This window comes from Rossellomorea sp. GCM10028870 (assembly GCF_042666755.1).
In the GTDB taxonomy this organism is placed as follows: Bacteria; Bacillota; Bacilli; order Bacillales; family Bacillaceae_B; genus Rossellomorea.
In genome coordinates this window covers 60,981-83,743 of sequence record NZ_JBHTGN010000004.1, presented here as the reverse complement: position 1 = coordinate 83,743, position 22,763 = coordinate 60,981, and the positions used below count along the sequence as shown (strand labels likewise).

General features: G+C 40.5%; 17 protein-coding genes. 8 read left to right on the top strand and 9 right to left on the bottom strand.

Features of this window, described 5'->3' with window-relative positions:
* Positions 1–28: 28 nt before the first annotated feature.
* From ACFQWC_RS16710 to ACFQWC_RS16695, 4 genes are all read left to right on the top strand, one after another.
* The gene (locus tag ACFQWC_RS16710; RefSeq protein WP_299741366.1) at positions 29–424 is read left to right on the top strand and encodes a GntR family transcriptional regulator; all 396 of its coding nucleotides are present in this window, start codon (positions 29–31) and stop codon (positions 422–424) included.
* The gene (locus ACFQWC_RS16705) at positions 411–1,313 is read left to right on the top strand and encodes an ABC transporter ATP-binding protein (protein WP_377108593.1); all 903 of its coding nucleotides are present in this window, start codon (positions 411–413) and stop codon (positions 1,311–1,313) included. The genes ACFQWC_RS16710 and ACFQWC_RS16705 overlap by 14 nt, the downstream gene beginning before the upstream one ends.
* Positions 1,285–3,258, top strand: a complete 1,974-nt coding sequence (locus ACFQWC_RS16700) for a DUF6449 domain-containing protein (protein ID WP_377108591.1) — start codon at positions 1,285–1,287, stop codon at positions 3,256–3,258. Before ACFQWC_RS16705 ends, ACFQWC_RS16700 begins: the two co-directional genes overlap by 29 nt.
* A 64-nt stretch (positions 3,259–3,322) precedes the next feature.
* Positions 3,323–3,811 (top strand): RNA polymerase sigma factor, encoded by a 489-nt coding sequence (locus ACFQWC_RS16695; RefSeq protein WP_299741363.1) that lies wholly within the window; start codon positions 3,323–3,325, stop codon positions 3,809–3,811.
* Between the two features lie 202 nt (positions 3,812–4,013).
* On the opposite strand, the gene ACFQWC_RS16690 is transcribed toward ACFQWC_RS16695, so the two are convergent.
* The 3 genes from ACFQWC_RS16690 to ACFQWC_RS16680 all read right to left on the bottom strand — a co-directional run bounded on the left by ACFQWC_RS16690 (position 4,014) and on the right by ACFQWC_RS16680 (position 6,363).
* Positions 4,014–4,736: an amino acid ABC transporter ATP-binding protein gene (locus ACFQWC_RS16690; protein ID WP_299741362.1), complete on the bottom strand. Its 723-nt coding sequence runs from the start codon at positions 4,734–4,736 to the stop codon at positions 4,014–4,016.
* Complete coding sequence (locus ACFQWC_RS16685; protein ID WP_044339227.1) at positions 4,733–5,389, bottom strand: amino acid ABC transporter permease; 657 nt, start codon at positions 5,387–5,389, stop codon at positions 4,733–4,735. Before ACFQWC_RS16685 ends, ACFQWC_RS16690 begins: the two co-directional genes overlap by 4 nt.
* Before the next feature lie 158 nt (positions 5,390–5,547).
* On the bottom strand, positions 5,548–6,363 hold the full coding sequence (locus ACFQWC_RS16680; RefSeq protein WP_377108588.1) for a basic amino acid ABC transporter substrate-binding protein: 816 nt from the start codon (positions 6,361–6,363) through the stop codon (positions 5,548–5,550).
* Positions 6,364–6,651: 288 nt separating this feature from the next.
* Between ACFQWC_RS16680 and ACFQWC_RS16675 the strand changes: the two genes are divergently transcribed.
* The gene (locus ACFQWC_RS16675) at positions 6,652–7,515 is read left to right on the top strand and encodes an STAS domain-containing protein (RefSeq protein ID WP_377108586.1); all 864 of its coding nucleotides are present in this window, start codon (positions 6,652–6,654) and stop codon (positions 7,513–7,515) included.
* Between the two features lie 724 nt (positions 7,516–8,239).
* On the opposite strand, the gene ACFQWC_RS16670 is transcribed toward ACFQWC_RS16675, so the two are convergent.
* Together ACFQWC_RS16670 and ACFQWC_RS16665 are read right to left on the bottom strand one after the other, a co-directional pair.
* Positions 8,240–10,984: a GTP-binding protein gene (locus ACFQWC_RS16670; RefSeq protein WP_299741360.1), complete on the bottom strand. Its 2,745-nt coding sequence runs from the start codon at positions 10,982–10,984 to the stop codon at positions 8,240–8,242.
* A gap of 247 nt (positions 10,985–11,231) precedes the next feature.
* Positions 11,232–12,425 carry an MFS transporter gene (locus ACFQWC_RS16665; protein ID WP_299741359.1) on the bottom strand — a complete coding sequence of 398 codons (1,194 nt, stop codon included), beginning with the start codon at positions 12,423–12,425 and terminating at the stop codon, positions 11,232–11,234.
* Positions 12,426–12,978: 553 nt separating this feature from the next.
* Between ACFQWC_RS16665 and pxpB the strand changes: the two genes are divergently transcribed.
* The 3 genes from pxpB to ACFQWC_RS16650 are packed head-to-tail and all read left to right on the top strand — an operon-like array spanning position 12,979 to position 15,922.
* On the top strand, positions 12,979–13,698 hold the full coding sequence (gene pxpB / locus ACFQWC_RS16660) for a 5-oxoprolinase subunit PxpB (protein ID WP_299741358.1): 720 nt from the start codon (positions 12,979–12,981) through the stop codon (positions 13,696–13,698).
* Positions 13,695–14,696 (top strand): 5-oxoprolinase subunit C family protein, encoded by a 1,002-nt coding sequence (locus ACFQWC_RS16655; protein WP_299741357.1) that lies wholly within the window; start codon positions 13,695–13,697, stop codon positions 14,694–14,696. The genes pxpB and ACFQWC_RS16655 overlap by 4 nt, the downstream gene beginning before the upstream one ends.
* Positions 14,697–14,731: 35 nt before the next feature.
* Positions 14,732–15,922, top strand: a complete 1,191-nt coding sequence (locus ACFQWC_RS16650; RefSeq protein WP_377108583.1) for an NRAMP family divalent metal transporter — start codon at positions 14,732–14,734, stop codon at positions 15,920–15,922.
* Positions 15,923–16,143: 221 nt separating this feature from the next.
* Here ACFQWC_RS16650 and ACFQWC_RS16645 read toward each other — a convergent pair whose 3' ends face one another.
* From ACFQWC_RS16645 to nhaC, 4 genes are all read right to left on the bottom strand, one after another.
* Positions 16,144–17,826, bottom strand: coding sequence for a M20/M25/M40 family metallo-hydrolase (locus ACFQWC_RS16645; protein WP_341357289.1), 1,683 nt, complete (start codon positions 17,824–17,826; stop codon positions 16,144–16,146).
* A 28-nt stretch (positions 17,827–17,854) separates the two neighbouring features.
* Positions 17,855–19,870 carry a sigma 54-interacting transcriptional regulator gene (locus ACFQWC_RS16640; protein WP_377108580.1) on the bottom strand — a complete coding sequence of 672 codons (2,016 nt, stop codon included), beginning with the start codon at positions 19,868–19,870 and terminating at the stop codon, positions 17,855–17,857.
* An 84-nt stretch (positions 19,871–19,954) separates the two neighbouring features.
* Positions 19,955–21,142, bottom strand: coding sequence for a beta-aspartyl-peptidase (gene iadA, locus ACFQWC_RS16635; protein ID WP_377108578.1), 1,188 nt, complete (start codon positions 21,140–21,142; stop codon positions 19,955–19,957).
* Positions 21,143–21,159: 17 nt separating this feature from the next.
* Positions 21,160–22,611: a Na+/H+ antiporter NhaC gene (gene nhaC / locus ACFQWC_RS16630; RefSeq protein WP_341357286.1), complete on the bottom strand. Its 1,452-nt coding sequence runs from the start codon at positions 22,609–22,611 to the stop codon at positions 21,160–21,162.
* Positions 22,612–22,763: the final 152 nt, after the last annotated feature.

The following is a 22,763-nucleotide window of genomic DNA, read 5'->3' as shown; positions in this document are numbered from 1 at the left end:
TACACTTTATACGGTTGGGAGGGTGGATATGTTTGAGCTTGATTTAAGAAGTCGAAAGCCCATATATGAACAATTAGTCGAGAAATTAAAAGAGTTGATCATTAATGAGGTGTTGAAGCCTGACGAACAATTGCCTTCCGTTCGTGCATTGGCCCAACAGCTGACCATAAATCCAAACACAATCCAAAAAGCTTATAGGGAACTAGAAACTCAAAGGTTTATTTATTCGGTGAAAGGACGGGGTAGCTTTGTTAATCCTTCAAGTCACATTCAAAATGCGGAGAAAATTATGAAAGTAAAGGAAGAGTTGTCTAAACTTTTGTCTGAAGCTCTTTATTTAGGGATTACGCCTGAAGACTTAAAGCAGATGATTGCTGACATCGAGGCATCGGCAGGAGGGAATCAATCTGATGATAGAGATTAAATCATTAAGTAAATCCTTTGAAGGTACTACAATTATTCATGACGTTTCGTTCTCTGTTCAAAAAGGATCGATTTATGGACTGCTCGGATCGAATGGGGCGGGAAAAACGACACTACTCAAAACCATTGCGGGAGTGTTAAAGCCGGATAGCGGGAACGTTCTCTTAAGAGACCAAGCGATCTTTGAGAATATCAAAACGAAAGAAACCTTGTTTTTCATTCCTGATCAACCCTTTTTCTTCGCTCACTATACCTTGAATCAAATGGCAAAATTTTATCAAAACACCTATAGTCGCTGGGATGAACATCAGTATCAATCTCTAACCGGCCTATTTGAGGTAAACCCTCATAAAAAGCTTCATAAATTTTCGAAAGGCGTCCAGCGTCAAGCAGCCTTCATTCTAGGATTATCCACTCAGCCGGATGTGCTCATTCTGGATGAGCCCCTTGATGGATTGGATCCTGTCGTTCGTAAGAAAGTAAAAAGCGTGCTGATCACAGAAGTTGCCAATCGGGAGATGACGATCCTTATTTCCTCTCACAACCTTCGTGAAGTGGAGGATGTTTGTGATCATATCGGAATTTTGCATCAAGGAAGATTTCTATTGGAGAAAGAGCTTGATGATTTGAAATCCGGGATTCATAAAGTTCAGTTGGCCTTTAAAGGCGAAATGCCGCAGAAGCTCTTTACCGAACTTGACCTTCTGCACGAAGAGACCAGGGGAAGCGTATCCCTCTGCATCGTTCGAGGGGATGAACAACAGGTAAGAAGCAAGATCCAACCTTATCATCCAGTTATTTTCGATATGTTACCGTTGACCCTTGAAGAAATTTTTGTTTATGAAATGGAGGACGTCGGATATGCCATCCAAAACATCATGGATCAATAAGGAAGTCATCCTTCAAAGCCTTAGGAATGTTGGATGGGTAGGGATCGTTTATTTTATCGGACTTCTCTTTTCGTTGCCGGTTGACATTATCGGTAAACTTTCCAACGACAATCAACCCTATCCGATTGCCATTTACGAGAACCTGTTTAAAATGCAATACCCGATTCAAATGGGTTTGATGCTGTTCGTTCCGGTCATCTTATCCCTTTTCCTTTTCCGTTATTTACATGTAAAGCAGGCTGCAGACTTCATGCATAGCCTTCCGCTGACACGCAGCAAATTATTTTATCATTTTACCGTTACAGGAATCGTCATCCTCATCATGCCAATTGTACTGAATACAGCGATTTTACTTTCCTTTTATTCATTTACGGATCTTCAGCAATTCATTGATGTTCAAGACATTTTAGTCTGGTGCGGCATCACGATCCTAATGAACATCCTTCTGTTCACAGCCGCTACCTTTGTGGGCATGATAACGGGACTAACAGCTGTACAGGGAGTAATGACTTACATCCTGCTCCTATTACCGGCTGGAATGTTTATGCTCGTATGCTTTAGCTTGAAAAATCTTTTATATGGATTTCCAGAGGATTATTTTTTCAATATCAAAATCGAACAATATTCCCCTGTCATCAAGGCCGTATATCTTGAGAATAAAATCTTTTCCGGATTAGATGTAACACTGTTCATAGCTATCACTCTCCTACTCTATGTTTTATCGTATGTATTGTATAAAACGAGAAAAGTAGAAGCAGCGTCACTTGCTATTGTATTCCCTGTCCTCCGACCCCTATTCAAATATGGAGTCGCATTCTGTTTCATGCTGGTCGGCGGTATGTACTTCAATGGAATCTATCAAGAGACGGGATGGACCTTATTCGGCTATTTCATCGGTTCATTCATAGGCTATTATCTTGCAGAAATGGTTTTACAAAAACATTGGAGAGTGTTCCGTCATTGGAAGGGCTTTGCCGGGTTTGCCGTGTCCATCTCTCTTATCGGTTTATTCATTCAGTTCGATTTATTTCAATATGAAAAGAAGATTCCTGATTTAAAGGGCATAGAAAAGGTCCATATCAGCAACAGCTATTATTCCCTGAGGGACAATCCAGATAGCCTTATCAAGGATCACTTTATAAACGACCCTCAAACCATTAAAGCCGTCCTGAACCTTCATAAGGAAATCGTCAACAATCAGGATCGTACCGTTACAGACGAGGATAGCGAACAGGTCTTCCTCTATTACAAAATGCATGATGGAAGCAAGCTAGTGAGAAACTATCGGATAAATATAGAAGAGATTAAATCACATTATACTGCTTTATATAAAATGAAGAGTTTTAAAGAAACAACAGAAGAAATCTTCTCCGTAGATCCAAACAGTGTAGACAAGCTGTCGATTTATGCTGACATGGGCGGGCGAAAGCAGATATCTATTATCGATACGAAACAGATCAAGGAAGCCATCAATCTATTAAAAGAAGAAACATATAATGGTACATTTGAAGACCGGGACAAAGTAAACCTCTACAACGTCGAATTTCTCCTATCAGAGAATCGATGGATCAATGTTGGAGTGAAAAATAACTATAAGAATTTTGAAACTTGGTTGCAGAACAACGGGTATCTAGATGATATTAAAGTCACTTCATCGGATATTGAGTGGATGTATGTGATCGATCAAAAGAATTACAGAAATCGTCTATATAACGTCATGGACCAACAACAAGCGGCACTTGAGTTAAAGAAGGAAGGTAAAGGGATTGAAATTACGGATTCCAAACACATCGAAGGAATCATGAATGAGTTCGTCTACCATTCCATAACAAACGAATATATGGTCATCATTAAGTATAAAAACCATGGATATGTGGAGATACGTGGATTGGAAGAAAAGGATGCTCCTCCTTTTTTAATAAAGGAAATGAATGATTTAGAATAGAAAGTCGAGGTTAAATCCTATGGACACACTTCAGCTACCCTCATCTCCCCCCTCATTTGAGGAGATGTATGAACAATTTCACAAGCTGATTTATCATATTGCTTATAACTTAACGAAAAACACTTACTTATCACAGGACATCGTCCAGGAAACATTTCTTAAAGCGTACATCAAAATCGATACTTTACTGGATTCGACCAAAACGAAGTCCTGGCTCACTTCTATCGCAAGGTGTACAGCAATCGATTTCATCCGAAAAGAATCGAAACGCAATGAAGTCTATATGGAAAATGATGAAGAGGTTCAATCAATACAGGATTATAACCCTCTGGAAATGGAAATTGAAGCACAGTTTCTTAAGTACAGCATCCAGGAAAACATTAAGAGGCTGCCACTTTCTCAGCAGGAAGTCATGTCATTGAAAGTGACACAGGATCTTAGTGATGGGGAGATTGCTTTAAAGCTGAACCTCACTCCTTCCACCGTCAAAACCCGTTTTCACCGGGCAAGAAAGCAGCTGCACTCGATCATTTATGTAGAACATACCGCATAGAAAAAGGAGCCTTGTTGAGAAGGCTCCTTTTGTTGTGGAATTCAGGATTTGAAAATAAATGTTGAAAGTTGAAAACAAATACACTGAAATTGAAAATAAATCCAGTATTTTGAAAACAAATCATCTAAAGTTGAAAATAAATGTTTTTCAACTTTGGACATGACCTCTAAATTTAGAACGCTTCCCCTTCATTTGACTCAAATTATAACACTTTACTTAAAAACGCTTGAGTTCTTTCATGTTTGGGGTTCCCGAAGAGTTCAGACGGTCTGTTTTCTTCCACGATGTACCCTCCGTCCATAAAGATGACACGGTCCCCGACTTCTCTCGCAAACCCCATTTCATGGGTGACCACGACCATGGTCATGCCCTCTTTCGCAAGCTGTTTCATTACCTCCAGCACCTCTCCTACCATTTCTGGATCAAGAGCTGAAGTAGGCTCATCGAACAGCATGATCTCAGGCTCCATGGCCAAGGCCCGTGCAATGGCCACCCGTTGCTTCTGCCCGCCTGATAAGGAGTCCGGGTACACATACGCTTTTTCCCTGAGTCCCACCTTATCAAGTAACTCTAATGCCTTCTTCTCCGCCCTATCCTTTTGCCACTTTCTTACCTTCATCGGTGAGAGCATAATGTTCTGGATCACGGTTTTATGAGGGAAAAGATTAAATTGCTGAAAAACCATTCCCACATCCGTACGTACTTTATTGATATCTGTTTGTTTGGCCGTTATATCCCGGTCTTTAATATAAACATGACCATCGGTAATCGATTCTAAAAGGTTCAAACAACGCAGAAACGTTGATTTTCCTGAACCTGAAGGCCCTATTACTACAACCACTTCTTGCGGTTTGATATTGACGTTAATATCTTTCAATACTTCCAATTCTCCAAAGGATTTCTTAAGGTTCACTGCTTTAATCATTCGGTTGCCATCCTCCGCTCAATATAGTTTAGTAGATACGTAAGAGATAGAGTAAGGATTAAATAGATAATAGCGACTGCTAAATACGGTTCCCATACACGATAATACTGCCCCTGCATGGCACGCCCCCAGTACATAAGCTCAGGAGCTGCGATAACCGCTGCCAGGGAAGAGTCTTTCAGTAACACGATAAACTCATTTCCAAGTGGAGGAATCATCCGCTTAAATGCTTGAGGGATAATGATATGCCTCATCGCCTGGATATTGGTCATCCCCAATGACCTGGCAGCTTCCATCTGCCCCCGGTCAATGGACTGAATACCCCCGCGGAATATTTCGGCGATATATGCCGTGGCATTCAACGATAGTGCCACTAACGCAGACACGGCCGGATTAATCTCCGTCATGATCATTGGCATCACACCAAAATGAATGAGAAGAATCTGTACAAATAATGGAGTACCTCTAAAAAAGTTTATGTACCAAATGAAAGGCGTTCGAACGAGCAGGTAGGGAGAAATCCTGAATATCCCCATCAGCAGTCCGAAGATTAAACCTAAAAAGATAGCTCCCACGGATAAACCGATTGTTAATAATGCTCCCTTTAGAAAAAAAGGCAGGTATTCCCCAATTATGTCCCATCTGAAATCCAGCATATAATAACTCCTTTTGTCTCGGTAGCAGCTTTAGCCACTTTCCTTTTCAATAGTAGTAAATAGACTCATATAAAAGGGGCAGGTGAAGAAGGAAAAATCTTCTTTAAAATCTATAAAGAAGATCTTCCATACCTTTCACTACGCCCCTTGTTCCCTTATTCTGCTTGTTCTAATAAAGCGTCAGTGTTCGGCTCTGTACCAAACCATTCTTTATAAATCTCAGCATATGTTCCATTTTCAATCACTTCTTTTACCGCTTTATCAAATTCAGATTTCAACTCACTGTCTTTCGGAAACATTAAGCCATAAAATTCAGATTCGAAGTTTTCCGGATCTTCTACTGTGTTGAAATTGTCATCTGGATTGTTTTTCACATATTCATTTACAACCGTATTATCGGTTACAACAGCATCTACTTGACCTTGCTTTAATGCCGTAATGGCTACTACATTGTTTTCGTATTTAGAAATATCAGAGCTGTTTTGCCCAACAATCTTCTCTGCTGCCGCCTGACCGGTCGTTCCATTCTGAACCCCGATCTTTAGCCCTTTTAGGTCATCTGCACTCTTGATATCCACACCTTCACCAAACATGATCATGTGTGTGGATTCGAAGTAAGGATTGGAAAAATCAAACGTTTCTTTACGATCATCATTAATCGTGATTCCGGAGATGCCCATATCTACTTCCTTGCCGCCTTGTACTGCTGCAAACAGTGGATCCCATCCAATGTTCTTCACTTCATACTCATATCCGGCTTCTTTCATGACAGCCTCTAAAAAATCGATATCAAATCCGACAATTTCCCCTTTATCCATATACTCAAATGGAGCAAAGGCCGCATCGGTACCCACTACAAGCTTCTCTTTTTTATCTTCGCCTGAGCTCGCTTCTTCGCTTCCGCAGGCAGTCATTATCCCTGCCATCCCTATCATCAATACTAGAAATAATCCTCTTACTTTCTTCTTCATCGTAGTCCCCCTGAAATAGTTTGTATTTTCTAATAATTATAATTATACATATATTTTACTAGAAATCCAATAAATATTATAAGATTACTAGTATTCAGACTAATTCGTATCTACTATTATGGATTTTTTTGCATATTTTTTCGCATATCAAAAGAAGTGCCTTCTCCTCTTTTATATTTATTTGCATAATTAAAGAAGTATTTTATTTATTTGTTTTACCTTTAACATTGACAGTCTCCTCTATAGGTTTCAGAATAAGAGTATAAGCCAAGTTTAAAGGGAGAGTTTATGGATACACATTCGTCCGATTTATATGAATACTTAGTTGATCATGCTTTAGATTTCACTGAAGACTGGTTGAAGTTCCAGAATATTAAATCCGGATCTCACTATTCGCCTGATTCTTCGCCAGAGGTACTCAACAAAATAAAAGAACAAAACTCTAATTATGTGAAGATCATCGCCAAGTGTCTGTTACTTTCTCAAACAGAGTCAAAGGAATTGATTTCTAACTGGACTTCACAAACAGCTGCAGATCGAAGTAAATCCAGTACGACTCTCGATGAGGTTGTTCGTAACTCAGGTGTGTTCAGAAGAGTGTATTGGACGTATGTCGAAAAGTTTGTAGAAGAATCGAACGTAAACATCCAGTTGAAAGAAGTATTTGAGTGGGAACGAAAGATCAACTTCGCATTGGATTATGTGCTGGAAACATTTACTTCCACGTTCCTGAATATATTAATGGATCGACTACAAGCACAGTCTACCCTGATTAAGGAATTAAGTACTCCGGTCATTTCTTTAACTTCAGAGGTAGGACTTCTGCCTATCATCGGAGATATTGATACGACGCGCGCCCTTACGATATTAGAATCAACCCTTCAACAAAGTGCCGATGCCCATTTATCCATGTTGATCATTGACTTATCAGGTGTGGTATTGGTTGATACCATGGTCGCTCAGCAAATCTTCCACCTTATCGACGCCTTAAATCTACTTGGAGTAAAATCCGTCATCACCGGCATCCGTCCCGAGGTAGCTCAGACAGCCATTCATCTTGGATTAGATTTCTCTACCATTCACACTAAAAATTCTCTTGAACGGATTATTGCCGAAGTGATTCAGGAAAATAGCGAATTCTTGCAAATTTAGAAAGGTAATAAATAAAACGCTCTTTCTTTAAAGTTTGTGGCTATTGTAGAGAAGAAAGTAATAGTTGATTTCCGCTCCAGGATGCTCGCTTTCCGCGGGGGCTGGCGGTGAGCCTCCTCGGCTGCGCCTCCGGGTCCTCACCTGTCCAGCTCCAGCGGCTAGCCCCTCGAGGTCATAAGCTAAATGGTCCAAGAAGGCAAAGAACGCCTTCCCGGTCCATTCATCTTATGCTTGTCGGGGCTGAGCAAGCCGCCTCCGCATTTCGGACTGTCCAGCTATTCCCGCAGGAGTCGATCATCCTTCCGCTCCAATCAACTTTCTGAGCATGTATCCTTAATGAAAATCAATATAAGTAAGAACTTTAGAAAACAACCTTATTTAAGGGTAGAGATTGTTTTCCCTTTTCTGAAAGAAGAATTGTTTTTTCTAGTTACATGGTCTTCTTGCGCAAGTTGAAGCTCTGTCACAAATATTCTGTTAAAGATGGTGAGGGGAACTGCGCAGACTCCGGCGGATTTTGGGCGTGCAGAGACCCCGTTCGGCTAAGCTGAGGAGGCTTGGCCGAACGTTAGCTGCAAGCGGAGCAGTTCCCCCTCACCATCCAGCACACACTAATTGACAGAGCCTTGCAGAACGCATGGTAAAAAGAAACAATTTTTGGGAAAAGAGCCAAATAAAAAGACTGATTCTAAAAGGGGAATGCCCTTCGAATCAGTCTTTTTTCTTATGAATAATGATGAGAAGCTTTATAGCTGGCTTTCACCATGTACTCTTGCTGAAGCAGTTTCACTTCGAATAGAGTGATCGGATCGAAATATCGTTCCGGATCGGCTTTCATTTTCTTTAGTGTTTCTTCGTCTGATGCAATATCTGTTTCTGTATCTTTAATCGTGATTTCCAGTTGATTAAATGGCTCAGCGAAGAAAGAGTGAACATCCTGCTGCAGTGATTTTTCGAACAAATCAAACTGAAGGAAGAATTTATTAACAACAGATGCCGTGATATCCTGATAATCTTCGTTCTCTAAATAGCGTTTATATTGGTTGTAGAGTAAGGACTTATTCTGAGGTAAAACACCTAACAGCTTCCCTGCACTCTTTAATAAGAACTGTGCCGGTTTAAATCGCAATAAGATATTCTCTTTATCAATCTGCGCTCTCGTTCCCATTCGGCTTACATCCCGACGCCAGTCGTCTATTACTTGAAAATCACATTGTAAAACGACTTTATCCTTACCGAATAGCTCGTTGAAGGTTTCACTCATTTCATTCAAATAATTCTGGCTGTCTTGAAGCTCCTCTTTCGAGAAGGCAAGCCACTCCTCAAGGGATTTGACATAACGAGGCATGAGATCTTCTTGTATATAGGCTTGAATACGGGTATTCATGGCTTCATTCAATTCCGTATGAATCTGTCTGAAATCACTTTCTTCACTGATCAGATCAGAGCAGCCACTAAGGATACCAGGGATCTTCTCAGAGATTTCCTTTTTCATGGCTTCTTTCTTTTGATAGAAGGAATCCTTAATGACGGAGACTTTATCGCCTTGCATGTCACCCAGGTAGTTTTCAAAGCCATTCAAACGCGACAGGATATCTTCATTCTTCTCGATTGTATCTTTCAACTCATTTTCACGATTCTTACGCTTTGAGTAAAGATCTCTTAATGTTTTTCTGACTAGATAAAATAGTTTGGCCCCACGTTCCGCTTTGAGCGCATTTCCATTCACCCTATACTGTTCCTTTAGAAATGCCTGAACATCCTGTCGTTGCAGATGAACGGCTTCCAGGGATGAATACGGTAATACCTCTGCGTCCGGGAACCATTCCCGGGCTTTGTTTCGGGCTGATTCGATGATCTCTTCTGTACGGTCAGAATGAGATACTTTGTCCATCTTATTTAATAAGAAATGAACGTTCACAGGCTGGCCGATTTCCGTTAATTTTCTTAAGGTTTGTCTGTCCTCTGCATTAAACGGGGCATCAGCATTCAATACATACAGTAATCCATCAGCTACAGGATAAAAGGCTGTCAGATCATCAAGATGCCTTTTGCCTGTTTGAACGTCAATGATGGCACTTCTATTTTTCTTAAGAAACTCAGACGGAAGCCTATATTCTACAAATGCTTCTCTTTGCATCAGTTCTTCAAAATCAGCGATGCTCTCTACTTTGTGAACTCCATGATCGTGAATCTCCTTTACTTCTACCTGCTGATCATGATAACTATAAATGATGGTGGAGTCTTCAGCCTCACCGACGCTCTCACCTAAAACGGATTGAACGAAGGAAGACTTTCCGCTTGAGCCACTCCCTGCGATTAATAAGTGGTGTTCACTCAGATCCATTAACTGCTCCGCAATCCATTTAGTTTTGTACCCTACAGGAGCTTCATTTCGTTCTGACCAATCAATAATTTTATTTAAGAAAAGGATAATGTCTTCAAAGCGTGCTTGATAGGAGTCCCCTTCCAGCAGGATCGTTTCCGCCTCTTCCGTCACCATCGGTTCAATGCTGTACGAGAATACATCGTTCCAGGCTAAAACGGCAGCTGCCGGGAAAAGTGGTTGATGATCCCTGCTCACTTTGAGCCAATTGCTCAGCATGCTTGGCATAAAATTTTCCAGGTCTTTCACTAAGTAGTTGCCTTCAAGGAATCCTACGTATGCTTCCTGGAATTGGGATAGGATGTCCTCCCATGATTCGTTGGGGAGTATTTCCACATATTCAAAGATTGTATTTACCGTCAGCATCCATTCAATATGGGCGACCGGATTGCTTCTGTAGCTTGTCCATAGAGAAGTCACGAGACCTTTGAATTGTTTACGATCCTTTTCATAAACCGCAATCAATAAATCGTAGAAATAGGTAGGCGCAAAGGAGGTCGTGTAGCCTTGATCACCATATTCCCTCAGAATCATGAACCAAGCGGGATCCTGGGTCCGGATCGATTCCTGAACCGCCAGTTCCACGGCTTTATTCCAGTCCTCTTGTTCTTCATAAAAAGTCCGGGCGAGTTCAGTTACGTTAGGATAGTCCGGATCAATCGTCAATGCTTTCTCAATCGTACGATAGGCTGACTTGATCTTGTTCCGTTCGATATAAAGGGAGAATAGCTGAAGGGAAACTTCCAACGTTAAAATCGTGCTTTCCGATTGGATAGCTGTATATACATCCTCCGCTGAAGATAACATCCCCAGCTCATAGTAAGAATCCGCGATATTCTTCTTTGCCCAAGGTTCTAATTCGTTCTGTATGCTTTCCCATTTGAATATAGCCGCTTCATAGTCCTTGCTATGAAAATAGACCTCACCCTGAGCATAGCGAATGAACGTTAAATCATACGGTTCATTTTGCTGCTCTTCTACAAAAGCTTGACCAAGAACTTCAATTGGATGACGGTTCGTGTCATAGTCTACTAAAAAAGTTCCATAGAATGACTTTTCCATTAGTAATTTTTCTTCTGTCATAATGTCCTCCGTTATATGTGGATCTCCTTATTAAAGAAACCTCACAGACTAGTCTATTTCTATCATTCTAACAGAATTTCATTGGGATAAAATTTCATTTCCTTTTCAATTTCCGATTGATACTTTCTGCCGTGATTCATAGGAATCACATCCATTACAGAAGAAAGGACTATCCGTTACTAAAGGCGGCAAACACCTTCAAAAACAGATAGTCCTTTCTACTTACCACCAATATTCAGTCATCAAACTACGCTGATGTCTGGTGAACAAACTTTTTTTGTTTGCGCCCTTCCAGTATCGCTACGACTAAAGCAATGAGCAAGAATAGGCTTGATATCTGGAATAAGACACCCGTCTCAACATATTGAGCCAGCACTCCGAATACTAATCCGCTTAAGCCGATCCCAAGATCAATGGAGGAGAAAAACATACCATTTGCCACTCCCCTTCTATTGTCCGGGGTTAACGACAGTGTCCAGGATTGGAGTGTTGGAATAAGTGAACCAAACCCAACTCCAAACAAAATACCTGATACGACGATTAGGAAATCTGAATGAGCATAGGATAATACCCACATGCCGATAAAGGTAATCACGATACAAAAGAGCACAAGACCTTTAGGTCCACGTTCATCGAACCATTTCCCGGCGATCGGTCTTGATAGGGAAGCCATGATCGCATTACATAAATAGAATAAAAAGATATGCTGTATTCCACGCTCTTCTCCAAAGATGACGATAAACGTTACGATCGATCCGTATCCAAAGGTCACCATAATTGTAATAAACGCAGGGAACCAGCTGGATTTTTCAACTAAAGAGCCAAGATATGAGAACTTCAGGTCTTCCTTTTTCGTTTCTTTGACGACTTGAGGTGTTCGGTAATGAACGATTCCTAACAAAATAATCGCGATGACACCCAGAGCACTGGAAGTTATGATCAGATTCGTAAACGTCGTTACCTGGAATAAATAAATTCCGAGACTCGGAGCTATGATCATTCCAATCGTAATCGACAATCCGTAATACCCCATCCCTTCACCCAGACGGGATTTCGGTACCACATCCACTGCTGCCGTCCCATTAACCGTTGTAGACCATCCCCACGCCAATCCGTGTACAAACCTGAATAAAAGAAAGATGAAGACCACACTGGACAATGGATAAATAACCGTTATCAATAATAACGAGATCCCTCCTATTAAAACGAGAGGTTTCCTGTCTCTATATTCCAACATAAATCCAATAAAAGGCCGACTTAAAACAGCACCTATGGAAAATAACGTCGTTACTAATCCAATTTCCAAACCTGAAGCCCCTATCGACTTTATATAAGGAGGAAGTGTCGGAATCAGCATCTGAAATGACATAAACACAAACAAGTTTCCTACCATTAACATAATAAAAGACCTCGTCCATAAAGGATCCTTTACCTTATCCATAAGAAAACCTCCTTCCACCATCTATCAATAATCCTCACAATACATTCAGGAGGATAATATTTCGGATTACTAAATAATAGCACATAAAACACAATTGCGATACGTTTATAATCGATGAAAACATGCTAGTTTTTTACAAATATTGCGAAGTGGAAATTGAAGGATTTTATGATTGAATTCAAGTATTTAAAGGGATAGTAGTACTAACTGTTTTTTTGGCTCATTCCGGGTAGAGAAGAAGAGCCGATAGAGCAAATTCATTTGCTCCTCTCGGCTCTTCTTCTCTACCCGGCCTTTCAGCGCACGCTGAAAGGCGAGTGAAACGTTCGTTTCACTCGAATGAGCCAAAAAAACAAATGCAGAATACCCCTCCCTCCACATACCATGATTCTTGGAAGAACCAACTAATTCCCAACCTTTTATTGAAAACACAAAGAATTATACTATAATAACAACATGGCTTAAATTTCTGAATAATCATATTTGTACGCCTACTCATACATAATTATTTTATATTTTTTATAATCATACAATCACGAATGGAGGTAGTTCTTTGAATTTTACGTTACGACCATTGGGCGATCATGCCGTCGTTATACAATTAGGAGATTCAATTCAGCAAGAAACACACGAAAAGGTTAAAGTCGTCACCGCCTTTTTTGAAACCCGGAAAATCGACTGGCTAGTTGAATACATACCCGCATTTACAACCGTCACACTTTATTACGACCCAATCAAAATCATAGAATCTCAAAAACCTTTTCAGAGTACATTACCGTACACAATTGTCTGTTCAGAAATTGAACATATGCTTTCCCAACTTACAATCAGTGAACAATCAGATTCCCGAATCATCGACATTCCCGTCTGCTACGGTAGAGAATTCGGACCGGACCTTGAAGAAGTCGCGAACCACAATCACATGTCTACCGAAGAAGTCATCGCGAAACATTCCAATGGTGACTACCTCGTATACATGATTGGATTCGCCCCGGGATTCCCTTATATCGGAGGCATGTCCCCGGATATTGCGACACCGAGAAGAGAATCCCCCCGCCTCAAGATCCCGGCTGGCTCAGTTGGGATTGCCGGAAAACAAACAGGCGTTTACCCAATTGAAACACCTGGAGGGTGGCAGCTGATTGGCCGAACCCCCTTAAAATTATTCAAACCAAATAACGGCGACTCACCAAGCTTACTAAAAGCAGGTGATCGAATTCGTTTCACCCCCATTTCATTTGAAGAATATAAAGCATTGGAGGAGGAACAATGATTAATGTAATGAAATCGGGCCTCCTTTCAACGATTCAGGACCTTGGAAGGTATGGCTATCAAAAATATGGCGTCATCGTGAGTGGAAGTATGGATCCACTTGCCCATAAAATCTCTAACCTGCTGGTAGGGAATGATGAGAACGAGGCCACTCTTGAAATGACACTTATGGGTCCAATGCTTGAGTTCCAGGAAACCTCCCTCATTTCGATTTGTGGAGGAGACTTATCTCCAACCATAGACGGGAAGCCGGTTCCTTTAAGGAGATCACTATTGATCAAAGCTGGAAGCGTTCTTAAATTCGGGGCATGCAAAAGCGGCTGCCGCAGTTACCTTGCGATTGCAGGTGGATTCAATGTAGCAACCGTCATGAACAGCAAATCAACTTACGTAAGAGCCGGGATTGGAGGATTGAATGGTCGTTCCTTAAAAGAAGGTGACAACCTGAAAGCCGGGACGCTTTCGAAGGAATCTGAAAATATGATCGACTATTTACTTCCCTATTTAGAGGACAATGATTTCACGGAAATTGATTGGTCGATTTCTTCTGAATTCATCTCGGCTTATCAACAGAAGAAAATCATTCGAGTGATGACCGGGGCCGAGTACGATTTATTTTCAGCAGAAAGCCGGGAACACTTTTTCAATGAACCCTTTAAAGTGTCTGCTCAATCAGATCGCATGGGCTACCGTCTGGAAGGTCCGTCCCTCCATCTCGAGAAGGATTTTGATATGATTTCAGAAGCGGTTGCCTTTGGAACCATTCAGGTTCCTTCGAATGGGAAGCCTATTGTTCTGTTAGCGGACCGGCAAACGACGGGAGGCTATCCAAGAATCGGTCAAATCGCATCAGTGGATCTTCCACTGATTGCACAGGCAAAGCCTGGAGAAGAGTTGACCTTTACGATGATTTCTCATGAAAAAGCACAGGAACTCTACATAGATCGCGAACGACAACTTAGGCATTTAAAACAAGGAATTTCCTTGAAATTCAACTAAGCAGCTATTCACATGACAGCAAAGGAGCGAACTTATTGAAGAAAAAATCAAATTTCAGCGTATTGTTAGGGGCTGCGTTCTTAATGGCCACATCCGCCATCGGACCAGGCTTCCTGACTCAAACAACCGTATTTACTCAAACCTTGGCGGCAAGCTTTGGTTTCGTCATCCTTGTTTCAATTCTCATTGATATTGGTGCCCAGCTTAATATATGGCGCATCATAGCCATTTCTGAAAAAAGGGCTCAGGATATTGCCAACGATGTCTTGCCGGGATTAGGCTACTTTCTTGCCATCCTAATTGTGCTGGGCGGATTGGCCTTTAACATTGGAAATATTGCGGGAGCTGGATTGGGTACGAATGTCCTGTTTGGTATTTCCCCTGAAATGGGCGCATTATTCAGTGGAATTGTCGCTGTAGGAATCTTCCTGGTGAAAGAAGCCGGTAGATTAATGGACAAGTTCGCCCAGATCCTCGGGTTACTCATGATTATCCTTACGGTATACGTGATGTTTACAGCAAATCCTCCTGTAGGAGAAGCCGTTACGAAAACATTCGCCCCAGACACCATTGATTTCCTGGCCATCATTACGCTGGTAGGCGGAACCGTTGGTGGATATATCACATTCGCCGGTGGTCACCGGTTATTAGAAGCCGGAATAACAGGGAAACAGGCAATTCCTGAGATCACGAAAAGCTCAGTATCTGCCATCGGTATCGCGTCCATCATGCGAATCTTCCTTTTCCTTGCTGCTTTAGGGATTGTGTCACAAGGTCTGCAATTGGACCCTTCCAACCCGCCAGCCTCCGTATTCCAACTGGCTGCAGGAGATATAGGTTACAAGATGTTCGGGATCGTCATGTGGTCCGCTGCTGTTTCATCCGTTGTGGGCGCTGCCTATACATCAGTGTCCTTCATTCGGACGTTCAGCCCGCTTCTCGAGAAATATCATAAGTGGCTAATCGTTGGATTCATTACCGTTTCAACACTAGTATTCGTCCTTGTAGGTAAGCCTGTCGCGATTTTAATCCTTGTTGGTGCACTTAACGGATTGATTTTGCCCATAGCATTAGGTGTTATGCTTATCGCCGCTCATAAAACCAAAATAGTCGGTGATTACAAGCACCCGATCTGGATGACCATTTTCGGGGCCCTCATTGTCGTGGCCATGTCTTACATGGGTGTATACTCGTTAATCAAGGGCATTCCTCAATTGTTTAGTTAAATGTAGAAGACGGACCTCAATTCCATAATGGATCGAGGTCCGTCTTGTTTAGGGATATGATGTAGTAGTCTAGTTTGGTACTTGGAACCCAAATACATACATACCGAAAAAGATGATACAAGAAACAAACCGTCCCTCTACTCTTCAAAATTGATTTACTCATAAATATGACAGAAAGGTCGAGGGTCACAACTTTCCACTCGCACTCTTCTCTTTTACTCTCATCCCGTCTCAATCGTATGCCCTTCAATATCAACTAACATTGCAATGGATGTGTGACGAATCAGGCGAGGGAGAACGTTAAACGTATATGGTTTATAAACGCGCTCTGTCCATTTGTGTCCGTCTTTTCCGTATACTCCCATATTTATGGAAGGAATGTTTAAATCCCTTATTTCTTGGATTGGCAATGGGAATGTCTTACTCATTTCTGGAAAGTTCTCTACAAGTGATGCAATTTCTTCATCCGTTTCATGAATGGATAAGAAACTTCCGTCTGCTAAGTATGGAAAGAATTGTTTTAACTCAAATTCCTCACCTGTTTGGCGGGACACGGTTTCCATAGATTCTTTTACAATTCTCGCTAAGTTCCAATCACGTTCATTTTCCTCATCTAAATAATTGTGCGGCAAATATGGAGGTGCATAAAAAATAATGACTCTTGGCTTTTTATCGGGATCTAGCTGTTGAAGTGCCTCTACCATTTTAAATGATAGTTGCCTTACATCCAGCCCTTCATTTTCTAAAAGAGCTTCTTTCATCACCTCGTCTACATCAATTCCTTTTAACATCAACTCTTCAATAAACTCTGCTAAACTGGTCACTTCCACTTTCCAGGAATGGTACTTTGGAGGCAAACCTGTTCGTTTTATAAACTCTTGGTAGTTGTAGTATAAATTAGCTTCAACTTCTCGACATGCTTCTCCTGCAACCGTCCTTAGTTTATCCATCACTTCTTTGGCCGTTGCCTCATAAATAAAATAGTTAAAGTATAAAAAGCTTCTTTTAGCTGTTTGTACATTATAAACGTCTTTCTCATCTTTCTGATGAAGACAAGATGGGGGCAAAATTAACTCGCCGGGGATATTTTCTGCTAATTCGATGTTGTTATTTATCCTCCGATTAATTTCTGATGAAATGTACGTCGGATCAATTCCCGACAGCGTATCCCCGACATGCGTTTCTCGTCCAAAAATATAAAAGCTTGGCATCAACTTACCTGCTGCCCCTGTATAAATATACCGATTCGTATCGCCGTCATAGAGCGGTGTAATAAAATCTGTATTTATGGCTACAATATAATCCAGTTGTTTTTCCACTTGTAATCTCTTCAATTCCGTAAGTGACGCAATCACACCTTTATGTTGACTTTCTTCATCGGGATTTGCCATGAATAAAAGGTTGCCAGGAAGCTTGCCTGGATTTTGAGAAAAATGGAGAATGTTCATTAAGTGAACAGCAATTCCGCTTTGCATATCGACCGACCCCCGGCCAAATAGCCAATCACCGGATTGTGCATCTTTTTTTACATCTTGATCGAATTCATATTGCTTAAAGTATTTTTCTAACTCATCTGAATGAAATGCATAAGGCTTTAAGCTCCCAAAATCCTCAATTCCCACTGTATCCATATGAGCGTGATACACAACGGTTTTGTTAGAGGTAGAATAGCCTTTAACAAACGCAAACACATTCTTTCTACCAGCCGAATCATTTGGAATGGGCTGTTCCCACACATGTGAAGGATTCTTTTGAAAATAAGGAAATGTAAGGAGTACCTGTTTAATAAAATCAGCAACGTGAACTTCCCCTTCTGTTCCATTAATGCTGCTGATTTCGATCAATTTACGCGTAACTGCTTCAATTTGATCGTTCATCGTCATATCTTTAATTAGTTCATACATGATTGCTCACCTTCCGCAATATATCGAATTATGTTACGAAAAACTTTTTTAATTCATCTTTTCCTTTTTCAGTTATCACGCATCCTCGTACTCCTCTATTTACTTCTATCAATTGTTTTTCCTTTAACTGTTCAAGTATTCGCTTGACTTTACTCTCTCCGATTTTCAGCCCTCTATTTAAAAGCTCTTGTACAATTTTCCGTCGTCCAATTCCTGATGTTTCGTCAATGATAAGCAGGACCTCTTCTTCTTTAGTGAAAATTGGATTGACGCATTCTTTTTCTATTAGATTTCCTTCCTTTAAAATATAGAAGGGTAAGTCATCCAGTGAAATCTTTTTTCGGGATGACTTCACATTCACCATGTATTCGACAATGTTTACTAATTCTCTAACATTCCCCGGCCATGGATGAGAAAGGAAAAAATTAATCACCTCAGCCTCCATATACTCATGCACGTGATAAATCTCTTCCCCTGAAAGATGGGTTAAATAATGTTGCATAAGTGGCAATATATCTTCTGGACGCTTTCTAAGTGGTATAGTATCTAGTGGAAGAACGTTCAGTCGATAGTATAAATCTTCACGAAACATACCTTCCTTCACTTTTTCTTCCAAATTTAAGTTTGTTGCAGCAATGATTCGCACATCGATTGGCACTTGTTCATTTCCACCCACACGACGAATTACTCCTTCTTGCAGCACTCTGAGTAGTTTAACTTGTAAATCTAATGGAGCATCGCCAATTTCATCCATAAAAATGGTGCCTCGATGCGCTTCTTCAAACAAGCCCCGTTTTCCGCCTTTTTTTGCCCCAGTAAACGCTCCTTCTTCGTAGCCGAATAATTCACTTTCTAGAATAGAAGAAGATAAAGCTGCGAAGTTAACCGCAACAAATGGTAAGTCGTAACGCAACGAATCGTTGTGTATTGCCTGTGCCAATAGTTCCTTACCTGTCCCACTCTCACCTTGGATAAGAATAGTCGAGTCACGTTTTGCCATCCTTTGAGCAAGCACCACCAGTTGCATCATTTGATGATTACGTGAATACAGGTGTGAAAAGCTATAGCGGGCTACAAATTTTTTATGATTCACCTTCGTCCGAACCACTTTATCTAGCTTCTTCAATGTGTCGTAATTTTCAAACTCCATTAAATAGCAAAGAACATCTCCTGTTTTCTTCACTGGATCCACTGAGACAATATATGTATGATCATTTAAGACACATACCGTATCTTCATGTTCTTGTGCAAAACGTAAATCAAACTCAGATCCCAGTAATTTCAATACATTAGTTCCCAGTAATGACTGCCCTTCAAAAATCCATTTCATTTTTTCATTTGTATAGGTAACACTTCCATCTTTATCACAAAATAAAAGCGCTTTTGGAAATTTATCAAAAATCGTAGAAAGTAACAAATTCGAATCATCCAACTTTTGATTTAAGTGCCACAAATGTCTGGTTAACTCTATAACATCCCTAACAAACTCAGAAGACGCAAGAACACCCGAATCTCGCAGTATACCAAACTCAAACATAATCTCTGTTATCGTTGTAATATCTACTTGCCGATTTCCAATATCAATAATATGATTGATGCCATTTGGAACTAAGTGTACTTCCCCCGGTGTCACTGCCACATTACATTCTTTGAAGGAATTGATGCCGGGATAGTAAGGAAAAAAGTTTAACGATTGAAAGCCGTGACTTTTGAGTTGTTCAATCGCTTCAAAACAACTCTCTTCCGTATCATTTACTAGCAATACATTTGTTTGCTCCTTTAAAGAGAAGACTTGATTAATTTTCTCATAGCTCAACGCTCTTCTCGCAATGATCACTTTTTTAGCACCTTGAACGTATTTTGAACTATACTGAAAGACAATATCACCTGTAATTAAAACGACTTGATTATCAAATTGTTGATTTAATCCCTTTTCGATTGAATAGCCTTTAATTTGTACGTGATTTCCAATGTATCGCTTCACTTGTTCGAGCACACTTCGGAGCGTATTCTCTCCTAGCGATATGACGATTAACTCTCTCACCTTTATCCCCTCTTTCATCTTCCAGAAAATTCGATTTTATCTCCTTATTATGAGAGAGGTCATAAAAAAGTGTCAATGACTCTACTAGATGCGAGATTGAATACCTATTGAATGTTCAAATGTACCTTTACGAAGTAGCTGACCATTTCTCATAAACGCGGTTCCATTAATAAATACATCGCGAACTGTCAATTGTTTATCCAGAAGAACAACATCAGCATAGGCATTTTCGCCAAGCTGACCTCTGTCCGGATACAAACCCAGTCCTTTGGCAGGGTTAACTGTAAAAGGTAAAAGCGCTTTTTCTAAAGATATTCCTTCGTGAAGAACAAGTTCTTTTAACGTTTCCAGATTTGGCTCGAAGCCCGCTACACCTAGACCCGTTAGTTGCCCCTCTTCATTAAAGACAGGGAGACTGCCATTTGCGTCAGAACTTACTGTAATCTGGTTCAGGTCCACGCCATGCTCACGCAAGTAAGAGATTGTTTTTGCAGGTGTATACACTTTATCTCCTTTCACAAGATTGATATTGGATGTAACATCAATTAATCCTCCTCTCCTGGCAAACTCATCAGAGGCATCTAACAACCTTTCGTTTCGGTTAATGTGAGTCGGACTAAACAAACTAATTGGTAAATCGGTTTCTTTTAGTATCTGATAGATTGACTCGTACAATCCTTTTCCATCCCCCATATGCAAGTGAACAAACCCTGGCTTTTTAGCAAGCATCGATGCTACCCGTACATGTGCCGCCATTCTTTTTAACTCTTCAGTTGTTACATAGGAAGATCGGTGGTCTTCAATGGCTAATTTCAACCCTAATACTTCGTCAATAAATAAAATATCATCTCTTACTTCGCCTGTGATTGTGGTTGGAGGATAGCCATACCCTCCCGTTAAAATATATGCATTCATTCCTTCTTCTTTTAAAGATTTTGCTTTAGCTAACAAACTTTTCGAATTCCTTGCAAGGTCGTTTGTTCCTAGTAGCCCCACAACGGTCGTAATACCATTCTGAACAAGGCTACTCAATTGTACTTCAGGCGTACTTGTTGAAAAACCACCCTCTCCACCACCGCCTGTAATATGAACATGGCGATCAATAAGGCCCGGCACGCAATAGGTATCGCTTCCATCAATTACTGGAACTTCGATTCCTGTTATTGTTATTTCATCGTCTATTTTCACAAGTCGATTTCCTGATAATAGTACATCTTTTTTTCCCAGGTATGTTGGTGTATATAGTTCTGTCTGTTTTATAAGTGTAAACATGATGATTCTCCTATTCTTTAAGACTTGACGTCTATTTCTTCCTTTTTATTCACTTTACTTAATGAACCATGGATTTTTTCAATTGAAAAACCTGTATAACCAAAGATGATGGCAAAAATAAAACCGACGTAACACATCACTGCCCACGGTAAGTACTCAAGAACAGGTACGCCAAGTGTACTGGACATATATACCCCTGCCATGGACCAAGGAACAATTGGAACAACAACTGTACCGGAATCCTCTAATGTTCTTGATAAGTTCTTCGCATGAAGCCCTCTCTCTTCATAAACCTTTTTGAAGAGTTCTCCTGGGATTAAAATGGATAAGTATGAACTTCCCGTTGTAACCGCCATTGTGATACAAGATAAAACTGTTGCTAAAACAAGACTTCCAGTTGTTTTGGCTTTCTCATTAATTTTTTCTAGTACAACCTCTAAGCATCCAATTTTACTGATGATCCCAGCGAATGCAAAGGCACAAAAGGCAATGAGTGTTGTTCCCATCATCGCATTCATACCCCCACGATTTAATAATCGCTGTACATCTTCTGATATCGTTCCTGGATCAATTCCTGTTCCTGCTGCCATGGTTACATTAAATCCTTGGACTGTTGAGATAAAAGCGTTCTCTAGAGAGATCCCTTGAAAAAATACTGCTAGTGAAATAGCCGTTATACACGAAAGTAGCATGACCGGAATGGTCGGATATTTTAAAACAGAGCCAGCCAGTACAATGACGACCGGAATAAGGAGTAACACATGCCAATCAAACATAGTCGTTAATGTCGACATCATTACCTCTAACTTTTCAGGGTTAGAAACTGTTCCTTCTTGTGCCATGTTTCCTGCAAAGAAGTATACAATGATCCCAACCACTGCAGCTGGTACGGACGTATAAAGCATATGTCTAATATGTTCATATAGATTACTTCCCGCTGCTGCGGGGGCTAAATTTGTTGTATCTGATAGTGGTGATAACTTATCTCCAAAATAAGCACCTGCGACGACTGCCCCTGCTGTTATAGGTAGTGAAACCCCTTGGGCGATTGCAATACCCATAACTGCTACACCAATCGTACCGGCTGAACCCCAAGATGTACCTGTAAACGTTGAGATAATAGCTGTAACAATGAACGCTGTAATAATCAAGTAACTAGGATCGATTAGTTTAATTCCATAGTAGATCATCATAGGAATTGTACCTGCCGACATCCATGTTCCAATTAAAATCCCGACTGTAATTAAGATTAGAATGGCCGGCATCGCTTTTGTTGTCTTTTCAACAATACCATCCAGCATCTCATCCCAGCTTACCCCTAATTTTTTCCCAATTAATGCCGCAATGATTGCAGCGATAATAAGAAGCGGTTCAGCTTTTAAATGAAACACCCCATACCCGATTCCTAATAATAGAAGCATCGCTATAATAGGAATAACAGCTTGTAAGAAATTTGGTTTTCTTTTCATACTTTTTCCCCCTCATCTTAATAAAAATTGTTTCTTCCATTAATTTGCAAGTTTCGTGCCAACTATCTTTATTTATGTATAACTCCCTCTATCTCTTATTGTTTCAAGTGTTACACCACTCTTATATTTTTAAAAATATAAAATATTCAGTA